Origin of the sequence: Bacillus sp. JNUCC-21 (assembly GCF_041222765.1) — a bacterium.
Classification (GTDB): domain Bacteria; phylum Bacillota; class Bacilli; order Bacillales; family Bacillaceae; genus Bacillus; species Bacillus velezensis.
This window is the reverse complement of record NZ_CP166019.1, coordinates 808437-820055: the sequence shown is the minus strand read 5'-3', so window position 1 is coordinate 820055 and position 11619 is coordinate 808437. Positions and strand designations below refer to the sequence as shown.

Below are 11619 nucleotides of genomic sequence, written 5' to 3'. Positions count from 1 at the left end.
AACTTCCGTATCATAAAAGGCGGCTGAAACGCCGCCTTTTTTTCAGACTGTGCGGCCTTGATGCGCCGCCGTATTTCTTTTGGTCTGCTTCGGCTGATACACTTTCCCGACAAACAGGTATCCGTATCTGAAATGGTTGCACACCCAAGATACGAAAATGGGACCGAGCGTGCAGATCAAAAATAAAAGAAGGATGGCAGCCGGCAAAGGCATTGATCGCAAATAGCCTTCCAGAAGATATCCGCTGATTAAAAAGTAGGAGTGCAACAGATAGATTGAAAACGAATAGTTGCTGATCATCATCACAATCGCGGGCACTTTTTTGAGCTTTGAAAACAGATGAAAACACAGAAAGATCATACTGACCGCGTAAATCATAATATCCGGACGCTTAGAGGAAATGGAGCCGCCGCTGATATATGAAACGGCCACAATCAATATTGCCGATACGGCCGCACTCAAGTAAACCGCATAACGGTACTGATTGATTAGCGATAAAAAACGCGGATATTCCTTTCCGCAATAAAATGCCAGACAGAAATAAAACACCCAGCCCGGAAACGGAACCCAAAAGAACGGAAAAATAGAATCAAGCCCCGATGATGCCGGCGGATGAAAGATGGAAAAGTAAGCCAGATAGACGGCGTTGATGATAAACGACACAGACAGCACCCACATGGGAGATTTGTTGTTCAGCCAGCGGTGCAGCAGCATATGGAGAATGTAAAATTGAAAGATCACAAGAATGAAGTAGCCGATGAAGTTTCCTAAAAACACATTTTCTAAAAATTTACCGATCACTGAAACGAAGCCGGCTCCTTCTTCCGCCACGCTTTTCATTAAAATGGCATCCACCGCGGCAATAAACAGAAACGGCACGAAAATGACTTTGCCCCTTTTCTTTAAAAAACCCGCGGGAACGCCTCCCGGGTATGACCTGGCAAGCAGAAATTCCGAAATAAAGATAAACGCCGGCGTGCTGAACATCAACAGGGTCCGAAAAGCATCAACCGTATGGGCGGCACTGGCTAAGGACTCTTCCTGAATCATCAGCACCATTGAAACTACGTGAAGCAGAACCACACTTAAACAGGACAGGCAGCGAATCACGAAAATTTCTTTTATCTGCATGCGGCCGCTCCTTTTTCACAAGCGCGCCGGACTTTAGCGTATGCTTGGCGCAGCCATTTTTCCCGCAGCTCGGGTGTGCTCGTTTTGACGACAGAAAAAAGGTTCCGCTCGGCTTTTTGAATGCCGCAAAATTGCAGAATGCCTTTTTTCAGCGTAATCCAGTCCGAGTTTTTCCGGAACCACTTTAAGTACCAGCCCGGGGAATCCGCCGTATAAAAGACCTGTGCCGTCTCTGCCCGGAGCAGTCCTTTTACGCGGCCGTTTTCATATGTGTAGGCTTCTCCGGCGACAAGCACTCTGTCAAAAAAGCCTTTCATAATCGCCGGAACGCCTCCCCACCACAGCGGGTAGATGAAAATGAGATGATCCGCTTCTTTCATCAGTTTCCGGTATTTCTTCGTTTCAGCGTCCCGGTTCATGTCAGAGCGCTTTTTTTCGCCGCCGTACTTCAGCACGGGATCAAATTGGTCGGCGTATAAGTCAATGACCGTATAGCTTTTGCCGCTGTCCTTTAAAGCCATGACGACGTATTTTACGAGAGCCGCATTGAAACTGTTCTCATCCGGGTTTGCATACACAATCACCGTCTTCATATGTCCCTCCCATTATTTCTTAATTTTTACAATGATTATATCATGTTGTCATATGAATGAGGCAAAGACATGAGAAAGGCTTTTTCCAGTTCTGCTGCCGTTTCGATAACCCCTTTCTGCATATTTTCGCTGATTTTGCCGCCGCAGATTCAATTACAAGCATCCGGCACTTCTGCGTTTTTGAGCGGCCGTATGGTATACTAGCTGTCAAATGAATGGCTTGGAGGGCAACATGAGAATTTTAAAGTACGCGATTTTAGGGCTTTTGCGAAAAGGCGAATTGAGCGGATATGATATATCGAGCTATTTTAAAGAAGAGCTCGGCCAGTTTTGGAGCGCAAAGCACAGCCAGATTTATCCGGAATTAAAAAAACTGACGGCTGAGGGATTTATTACGTTTCGCACTGCGATTCAAGGAACGAAGCTTGAGAAAAAAATGTACACGCTGACTGACAAGGGAGATCTGGAGCTTGCTGCCTGGCTGACGAAAAAAGACCCGATTCCGGAAACGGTCAAGGATGAATTTATGCTGAAGGCTTATTTCATCTCAGCTTTGACGCAGGAAGAAGCGGATGAGCTATTCACCGATCAGCTCGTAAAGCGGAAGGAGAAATTGTCCGATCTGGAAAACAGTTATCAAGAACTGATGACATCGTCCGCGGAGGCGGATTCTTTTTCTTCTCCTGATTTCGGCCATTATCTCGTGCTGACAAAAGCGCTTGAGCGGGAACGGAATTATATTTCCTGGCTTGAAGATATTTTGGCTCTCATCAAAAAAGCATAAACAAAACGGGGCGGCTCTGTATCTGCAAGCCGCCTGTTTACGTTCTGAGAACCGCATTGATAAACGAATCAGCCATTAAAATAAGAAAAAGCAGACTGAAATACACAATCGAATAAAAAAACATCCCCTTCGACCATTGCGTGTCATCCGCCGCCTGAAAGCCTTTGACGCTCCGGTACAGCCAGATGGCCCCGAGCAGGAGAGCGGACGCGGTATAAAACGGGCTGACGTCTATATATAGAGGAACGAGCAGCGAAACCGCAGTCAGAACGGCAATATAGCGCAGCATTTTTATTTTTGTGACGCGATTGCCTTTTATAATCGGCAAAAGCGGAATGCCGGCGGCACGATACTCTTCCTTTCGCCTGATTCCGATCGCCCAGAAATGCGGCGGCTGCCACAAAAACATAATCGCGTATAACAAAATCGCGGGCATATCAATGTACCCGGTCAGCGCGCAATAACCGATTAAAGGCGGAGCCGCCCCCGGAAAGCTGCCGACAAATGTGCTCCAGACGGATTGTCTTTTAAACCAAAGCGTATAAACGACGACATACAGCAAAAATGCAAGCAGGCCAAGAACGGCGGTCAGTACATTAAGTGAAGCAAGCATGATGAATCCGCATGCGCCGAGACATGTGCCGTACAGGATCATGACCGGCGGCGGTATTCTCCCCGTGACGCTGGCGCGGGTGCGGGTTCGCGCCATCTTTGCGTCCATGCCGCGGTCAAAAAAGTTATTAAAAACAGTGCTTGATGCCATGACCAACGCCGTTCCGATCATAGCAACCGCCATGGCGGCAAATATACCGGGCCCTCCGCCCGTCCTTTCCGACTGAAGCCATGCGATCCAAAATCCGCCCAATGCGGCGAGTGAATTTGAGATGATAATCCCCGGTTTGGCAAGAATGATAAAGTCCTTGACCGTCACCCGGTTTCCGTTATGCTTCATAGACTGTTCCGTCTGTGCTGTATTTGAGTTCATTTGTTCAGGTTCTCCTTTTTCGGCTTATCATATCAGGAAGAATCAGGAAGAACAATTTATTTTGGGCATTTTTCACACAATTGTAAATTGTGTGAAAAATGCCGCATCTTGTGACCGGATGCGGCTTTTGCCTTTTTCTATTCAAAGTCTGCCCATACAGCTTTTTCAATCCGGCGGATGCTCTGAGCTCGGGCCGGCGATGGCGGCTCCACGCGTCATTTTTGCGCCTCACTGAGATGTTCGCTCTCTTTAGTCACACAAAAGCCGTGTGTTCTTCTTTCCCGAACCTTCCCAAGAAAACTTCAGAAAAATAAAAAACCTTGCCGGTTAGACGGCAAGGGTTGTTTCTTACAGTGTAAATGCGATATCCGCCCCTGATACAGGGTCTTTGACGAATACGCCCTCTTCTTTTTCTTCGATCTCAAAGCCGGCATCGGTCAGCGCTTTTGTCACACGTGACAGCTCTTCTTGATGCGGCAGCGCGATGGTGTAATAATCCAGACCGCTTGCGTTTCCCGGTTTCGGCGGCGCATGTTTTCCGGCCCATATATTCAGACCGATGTGATGGTGATACCCTCCCGCTGAAACAAACAGAGCGGACATGCCCGCGTAATTGCCGACAATGTCAAAACCGAGGATATCGGTGTAAAACGCTTTGGCTTCCTGTAAATCCGTCACATGAAGATGGATGTGACCGATTACGGTTCCTTCTGGGAGACGGCTTTTCCGTTCAGCTCCGGCTTCTTCCAAAAGCCCGTCCACATCGACGGGCGCCGTTTGCATGACATAATTGCCCTCTGCATCCCGGCGCCACGTGCTGCGGGGACGATCGGCGTATATTTCAATACCGTTGCCGTCCGGATCAGACAGGTAAAGAGCCTCACTGACCGCGTGATCCCCCTGACCGAGCGCGATGCCGTTTTCAATCAGCCTGGCCAATGCGATGCCGAGTTCTTTCCGGTCAGGCAGAAGTATCGCGAAATGGTAAAGGCCGGTGACAGACCGCTCCGGCAGAACGACGGCGCTTGGATTTTCTTCAAGCACCAGCAGGACGCGTTTTCCGTCTGCTGACAGTCTTGCTGAACGATCTGTCTGCGAGATGACTTGAAGGCCGATTACATTCCGGTAAAAGCCGAGCGAGCGTTCCATATTTTTAATGGTCAATTTGACATAACCGATTGCCGTATCTTGATGAATGCCGGTCATTTGAACGCCTTCTTTCTTATGCTGAAAAAGTTTCTCCCTTTTTTGATTTGAAAAGGAGCTGATCCAATGAAAGCAGACGGCTTCCTGAAAGCGCTAAGTGAATTGACGCAACCAGTAAGATGAAATCAAATTCCGATCCGCCCATAAATGGTGAGGAAAGCTTCGCCGTGAAGATGGCGCCGACTAATGTGACGGCAAACAGAACGCCGATAATGCGCGTTGCTAAACCGAAAAAGATCAGAACCCCGCCGACAAGCTCAATCGTCGCGATGACATAGACCATAAAGGCCGGAATCCCGATGCTCTGGAAAAATTGCGCAGTTCCTTCCAACCCTTGAAACTTGGATAAACCGTGAACAAAAAAGATAATACCTGTTACAACCCTTAAAAGCAGTGTTCCTGTTTCGAATGATTTATTCATAAAATCCTCCTTGAAAATTATTATCACTTACTTTATGTAAGCTAGTATATATACATAACTTATTTACGTCAAGTAATTTTGTTACATTTAACGAAAATAACTTAAAAGTACTATTTGCCTTCGCGAAAAAAAGACCTCCGCACTCTGTCGGAGGTCTTTTTCCCTATCTACGATTCCCGGAACTGGCTTTCATATAATTCCCGGTAAAAGCCGTTTTGGCTGAGAAGTTCGGCATGGGTCCCTTTTTCAGCCATTTCGCCGTCTTTCAGCACAAGAATCTGATCGGCTTTTTGAATCGTGTTCAGCCTGTGAGCGATGATGACGCTTGTTCTGCCCGCCATTAAACGGCCGAGCGCTTCTTGTATTTTCACTTCCGTCACCGTATCAATGTTGCTCGTCGCTTCATCCAAAATGAGCAGCACCGGGTCCGCCAGCACAGCTCTCGCGATGGAAATGAGCTGTTTTTGTCCTTGGCTGATGCCCGCGCCGTTTTGGGTAAGGACGGTATCGTAGCCTTTCGGGAGCCGTTCGATGAATCCGTGGGCATTGGCGGCTTTTGCGGCTGCCTCCACCTCTTTGTCAGAAGCATCCAGACGGCCGTAACGAATATTTTCCCTGATGGTGCCCTGAAAGAGAAAGGAATCCTGCAGGACAAACCCCATGTTTTTTCTCAGACTGGATCTCGTCAGTTTTTTGATATCCGTTCCGTCAATGAGGATTTTTCCGTTATTCGGCTCGTAAAAACGGGCGATCAGGCTCGTAACGGTTGTTTTACCCGCTCCGGTCGGTCCGACGAAGGCGATTGACTGTCCTTTCGGAACGCTGAAGGACAGGTGTTTTAAGATCAGGCTGTCTTCCTGATAGCCGAAGGAGACATCTCGGAATTCAATCTCTCCCGTTTTGATCGGCTGGTACAGCGCATGCTCTTCATCTTCCCGCTCCTCTTTTTCATCAAGCACGTCAAACACCCGTTCAGCCCCGGCGATGGCCGATAACATCGTATTGAACTGATTAGCTAAATCATTTAAAGGGCGCGTGAACTGCCGCGAATATTCGGCGAATACGACGATGGAACCGATCGAGATCCACCCCTTTAGCGCAAACAGCCCGCCGACCGCCGCTATAATCGTAAAGCTTAAATTGTTTAAAGAGTTCATTACTTTCGGAATGAATCCCGAAATCGTCTGCGCCCAAAACCCCGATGATTGTAACGCCGCGTTTTTTTCTAAAAATTGTTCCATGACGCGGTCTTCCCTCGAATAGGCTTTAATGACCTTCGCCCCTGATATCGACTCTTCAATAAAACCGTTCAGCTCGCCGAGGTTTTTCTGCTGCTGTTTAAAAAGCAATCCCGTCCGGTTGGTGATCCATTTAATGCTCAAAAGCATGATCGGAATAATCAAAAGCGTGATCAATGTTAAAAGCGGACTCATGTACAGCATGACGGAGATTGTGCCGACGAATGTAATGACGCTCGACAGCACTTGAATGACGGATGTATTTAAAGTGGAGCTGACATTTTCGATATCATTGGTGACCCGGCTCATTAAGTCCCCGAGCCGCTGTTTATCAAAAAACGGAATCGGCAGCTCATGCAGATGGGTAAACAGCTCGCTCCGCATTTTAAACACGGTGCTTTGCGAGATATTGATCATCCAATAGTTTTGAAACCATAAGGACAATGATTGCACGAGGTAAATCCCAAACAGGATGAACAGCACCCCCGCCAATCCGTCTGTCGTCTGTCCGACGATAAAATGATCAATCGCTTTCCCGATGACGAACGGTCCGAGCAGGCCGAATATGGCGCTTATGACTACCATGATGATCACAAGGGTTAAAAGCCCTTTTTTCTCGGCTACATAAGACCAGATTCTGCGCAGCGTGCCTTTTGTATCTTTTGCTTTCGCGCGTTTTCTGCCGCCTTCATTCGATTTGAGCGGTATTTTCGGATATCGGAAAGGTTTACGAATGTCTTTTTGCATTGTCAGCTCCCTCCTTTCCGAATTGTGATTCATAAATCTGCCGGTACAGATGAGACTGTGCCATCAGCTCTTTGTGCGTGCCTTTGGCCAGCAGTTCGCCGTCTTCAAGCAATAAGATGGTGTCAGCCTTCATCGCAGTCGTTATTTTCTGCGTAATAATCAGTGTCGTGCATTCATAGGATCTGATCGCTTGTAAAAGCTTCGCTTCCGTTTGAAGATCAAGCGCGCTCGTACTGTCATCTAACAGCAGGAGGGACGGCTTTCTGATAAAAGCGCGCGCGATGGAAATCCGCTGCTTCTGCCCGCCTGACAAATTGACGCCCCGCTGTCCCAGCACCGTGTCGTATCCGTTTGACAGCTTCATAATCGTGTCATGGATTTGCGCGTCTTTGGCCGCTTCCATTACTTCATCTAGTGAAGCATCCTCCCGCCCCCAGGCGATATTTTCACGGATGGTGCCCGAAAACAGAAGCACTTCCTGCGGAACATAGCCGATTTCCCTGCGCAGCCCGCAAGCGGAGAATTCACCGATCGGTTTGCCATCTATGAAAATACTGCCCGAATCAGCCATGTACAGGCGCGGAATCAGCTGAAAAAGCGTTGATTTTCCTGAACCTGTCGCGCCCATAATGGCAACCGTTTCTTTCGGGCTGGCAGAAAAGGACACGTGATGCAGCGCGTCTTTTTCCATGCCCGGATAGCGGAAGGACACTTCGCGAAACTCAATCCCGCCTGCAAGCGCCCGTGCCGGGTCCTGCCCCGTTCCCTCGCCGCCTTCTGTTTCCAGCACCTCGCCGATTCTTTCTCCGGAAGCCTTCGCCCGGGAAAATACCATGATGAGAAAAGGAAGGACGGACAGCGCGCCTGTAATCCGCGTCGCATAGTTAATGACGGAAACGACATCGCCGACCTGCGCTCCGCCCTGAGCAATGCTTTTGGCGCCGAACCATAAGATAAACAAAATACAAATGTTCATCAGCAGCATTAAAATCGGCATCGCCGCTTCCACGAGACGAAAAGCGGAGACCGTTTTTTCCATCAGCTTCGTATTCGATTTCAAAAAACGTTTCACTTCGTGGTTTGCACGGAGGAGCGCTTTAATCAGTTTGATCGCCGTCAGGTTTTCCTGCATGATCGTGTTGACCTGATCAAGCCGCTTTTGCACAGACCGAAACAGCGCGCCGCCTCTTTTCAGCACCCACAGCAAAAACAAAAGCAAAATCGGCACCGTGATCAGAAGAAAAAACCCGAGTTTCGCATTGACGGTCAGCGAGAGAATAATGCCCCCCGCAATCATTAACGGCGCCCGGAGCATAAACCGGAGACTCATGAAAAGCATATTCTGAACCTGTGTCACATCGTTTGTCAGCCGGGTGATAAACGATGTGGATGAGAATTGCGCAAACGTCGAATAGGAGAAGGATTGAATTTTTTGAAAAATCCCTTTTCGCGTATCATACGCATAGCTCTGGCTGATGTGGGCGGAGTAGAATGAATTTAAAATGCCCGATGCGAATGAAACAGCGGTCAGTCCGATCATCACGCCGCCCCACAGCCAAACCGTATCGAGATCCTGCTTTAAAATTCCTTCGTCAATGATTTTCCCGATCAGCAGGGGCTGTATCAGCTCTACCGCAAGCTCGATGAGCATGAAAAACAGAGCGATTCCCGCCAAAAGAGAATACGGTTTTACATATGATAAAGCCTTTGACATGTGTAAGCCTCCAAATCCTTTGTTCAATATGTATGTATATTTATTTTATTTGTTTGTCTTAAATGAATAAAGGATTAACCCTTGAACCTGCACTTTTATTATGTACTTTGTGTAAAAAAAACGGAAATATCATTGAGGATAAAAATTGTGGGAATGAGGCGTGCAGATATATGGAGGCTGTCTTATCTTTTCTTTTTACCAGCTCCTGAACCGGAGCCTTTTATTTTAAAATGACTAGCGGAGCCTTTAAAAGACGTCCGCTAGTCAGATGATCATTCATACCGTGTCATTTCATTTAACGAATAAAAACGAGAGCGACCCCGAATCCTTTATCAGCATCAAACTCATTGATCACTTTCATGACCTGCCAGCGCTGGTTTGGAGCATCAGATTTTGTTGCAATCCCATTATGAGCGTGAATAAAATCTCCCGCTTTCACAGTCTCATCGCATCTGACATATACCTGGCCGATGAGTCCGACAATGTTCCACTCGTCTCTCTCTTCTCTTGAAGCGTAGTCTTCTTCAGGCCGAAAGTCCGGATTTTCCTTTGGCGCCATGACCGTATGGCCATTCGCATCTTTCTGTTCTTCATAAACATAGCCGCCAAATTCATTCTTTACGTATCGTCCCGACCAGTGAAAACTCGACTCACCAAGAATCACTCCGGCGGTCTCGGAAATGACCCCAAGCATGAGGTCACCTTTTTCAGCCGGTCTGATCTTATCACCTTCAAGTGTGACAAGTGTTCCCGTCGGAATCTTTTCCCCTCTCAGGCTTTCAAAATACTCGGCGTAGTCAGAGAATGTCGAGGAACCTGTTACGCCTCCCGTAGCCTTAATTGTTCCTTCTTTTGCGTGAAGCTCAATCTTTCTGTTGGCTGATGACGGAGTGCTGCCGGCACCCCAGCCCCATACAGTTGAGTTCGCATTTGGGTTAATCGTATTATATGAACCGATTACTCCAGATTGAGAACCTCCTGCAGCCTGTCCCCGGACAGAACCGACGACAAAGCCATTAGTTCCTGTAACATGGGAATCTTTAGATGCCATAACAGAAGATCCTTTATGTTTAAACAACTCATACGGTGTTTTTTTACCGCCTACATGAAATGTTGTTTCATATCCTTGAAAATCAATATTTGATATATTCAGATCCGGACCCGAAGAGTAGAGTCCGACCGTTCCGCTGCCGGCTCCCAATCTATGCCCGTATACATTGCTCACTGTACAATTATCAACGCCTCCGCCAAAAGCAAGCCCCGTCGTGCCGCCGTCAACTAGAAAAACGCCGTCAATCATGCACTTACCTACCGCATTTTCTCCGCCAAGAACATACAGATCATGAGCAGCGGAGCGGAACCCGCGGATCGTAATATTCTTCAGATTGACATACCGCCCTTTGTAATAAATCATAATGATCGTGTCATTGCTGTAATCGTATGAACGATCTTCACAAATAGCTTGGAAATTCACTATATTAACTGAATCATAGCCCGAAACAACCAACGCACTCGCTCCGACGCCTTTATATATAGAATTTTGTTTAGGATTTGTTGCCTGACAATTTACTAATTGGACATCATGGGCAGTTTTTGATGTCGGCTCAGCCGATAAATGATGGCCAATATGTCTAATGCAAAAACCGATCGCATTTTCGTAAGCACGGCAATTAGCCAGTTGAACTCGTTTAGCCGCCGGTGCATAGTCATGCGCCTTAATTTCAAAACCGCGTGCACCGCCAATTGCAACACAGCTATCTACAAATACATCTTGAGAACCGTCATCGATCTCAAAGCAATTTGAATTTGACGTGCCATTCCCATTGCCCATCGGGTGATAGGAAACACAGTGGCTGAAAGTAGTGTGGAATCCAAAATGACAAGTAAAGTTATCATCCCCGGACCCTGTTGCTTCACAATGTGAAAACGTTACAAAGTTACAGCCGTTGGGCTGATAATAAGTTGGATCATCTTTTTCTCCATGTCTGTTATAGTTCGGGCTGGTAGAATCAAAGCCGTGCAGGCCGGCGTTCTTCGCAAACACATGCTCGACAAAAGAATAGTCAACATTCGCAAAAAGCAAACAGCTTGAAGTGGGACCTTTCGGAATCTTCCAGCCGGAAGGACGCGTATCCTTGTTCCAATCCAAAGTGAGATGGCCGACATAAATATTTTCATTACCGTTCGTATAATCACTGTTGGTCAGAACAGAATGGCCGACCGGTGTTTCGTCTAATAATTTAATGACCGTTCTTTTCTTGCCTGCTCCGACAAGCATTGTATTTGAAGGAACAAACAATCCCGATGTTCTGAATACACCCGCGGGAACTGTTACGACATAACCTCCGTCGGCCATGGCATCATGAAATGCCTGCGTATCATCCGTTACGCCGTCACCTTTAGCTCCAAAATCCATAACGTTCCGCTCTGTCACATGTTCAAATCTGTTTTCATACATTTTAAGTCTTTCGTTTAAATTTTCATAAGTTGACGTGCCATTGCTAAGCGCAGCACCGATTTTGCTGTCAATCGCTTCAAAGTTTTGAGCAATGCTTTCAACCTCAATCCCCTCCGTTTTATCGGGTTTGTAAAGTCCTAAGAAAGTCGTATAGTTTGTCATTGCCTTGCCTCCTATTTGTTAATTGCTATTTAAAATACCGCAGAAGTCATTTCGTTTTTTGCACCCCCTCATTTTCACTCCTGCATGTACAGGTGGCAAAGGTATGACAAATTCATACATTTTTTCAAAACATAAAAAGAGCGCCGGATTAACAAGCGCTCTGCACATAGTCTGCTGCTG

The 11619-nt window shown here is 47.1% G+C and carries 9 protein-coding genes; 1 reads left to right on the top strand and 8 read right to left on the bottom strand.

Going from position 1 to position 11619, the window contains the following annotated elements; all coding sequences use genetic code 11:
- Positions 1 to 42: 42 nt before the first annotated feature.
- Positions 43 to 1131 carry an acyltransferase family protein gene (locus JNUCC21_RS04185; RefSeq protein ID WP_072588911.1) on the bottom strand — a complete coding sequence of 363 codons (1089 nt, stop codon included), beginning with the start codon at positions 1129 to 1131 and terminating at the stop codon, positions 43 to 45.
- Positions 1122 to 1724 (bottom strand): NAD(P)H-dependent oxidoreductase, encoded by a 603-nt coding sequence (locus tag JNUCC21_RS04180; RefSeq protein ID WP_012117105.1) that lies wholly within the window; start codon positions 1722 to 1724, stop codon positions 1122 to 1124. Before JNUCC21_RS04180 ends, JNUCC21_RS04185 begins: the two co-directional genes overlap by 10 nt.
- A gap of 232 nt (positions 1725 to 1956) precedes the next feature.
- On the opposite strand from JNUCC21_RS04180, the gene JNUCC21_RS04175 reads away from it, so the two are divergent.
- Positions 1957 to 2508, top strand: a complete 552-nt coding sequence (locus JNUCC21_RS04175; protein ID WP_015239418.1) for a PadR family transcriptional regulator — start codon at positions 1957 to 1959, stop codon at positions 2506 to 2508.
- A 37-nt stretch (positions 2509 to 2545) separates the two neighbouring features.
- Here JNUCC21_RS04175 and cyoE read toward each other — a convergent pair whose 3' ends face one another.
- The 6 genes from cyoE to JNUCC21_RS04145 all read right to left on the bottom strand — a co-directional run bounded on the left by cyoE (position 2546) and on the right by JNUCC21_RS04145 (position 11439).
- Positions 2546 to 3493: a heme o synthase gene (gene cyoE, locus JNUCC21_RS04170; protein WP_369878583.1), complete on the bottom strand. Its 948-nt coding sequence runs from the start codon at positions 3491 to 3493 to the stop codon at positions 2546 to 2548.
- 348 nt (positions 3494 to 3841) lie between these two features.
- Positions 3842 to 4699, bottom strand: coding sequence for a VOC family protein (locus JNUCC21_RS04165; RefSeq protein WP_072588908.1), 858 nt, complete (start codon positions 4697 to 4699; stop codon positions 3842 to 3844).
- A gap of 16 nt (positions 4700 to 4715) precedes the next feature.
- Positions 4716 to 5120 (bottom strand): DoxX family protein, encoded by a 405-nt coding sequence (locus tag JNUCC21_RS04160; RefSeq protein ID WP_012117101.1) that lies wholly within the window; start codon positions 5118 to 5120, stop codon positions 4716 to 4718.
- Between the two features lie 167 nt (positions 5121 to 5287).
- Positions 5288 to 7105, bottom strand: a complete 1818-nt coding sequence (locus tag JNUCC21_RS04155; RefSeq protein WP_012117100.1) for an ABC transporter ATP-binding protein — start codon at positions 7103 to 7105, stop codon at positions 5288 to 5290.
- Positions 7086 to 8819 carry an ABC transporter ATP-binding protein gene (locus tag JNUCC21_RS04150; RefSeq protein ID WP_369878582.1) on the bottom strand — a complete coding sequence of 578 codons (1734 nt, stop codon included), beginning with the start codon at positions 8817 to 8819 and terminating at the stop codon, positions 7086 to 7088. Before JNUCC21_RS04150 ends, JNUCC21_RS04155 begins: the two co-directional genes overlap by 20 nt.
- Positions 8820 to 9114: 295 nt before the next feature.
- Positions 9115 to 11439: a peptidase G2 autoproteolytic cleavage domain-containing protein gene (locus JNUCC21_RS04145; protein WP_015239412.1), complete on the bottom strand. Its 2325-nt coding sequence runs from the start codon at positions 11437 to 11439 to the stop codon at positions 9115 to 9117.
- Positions 11440 to 11619: the final 180 nt, after the last annotated feature.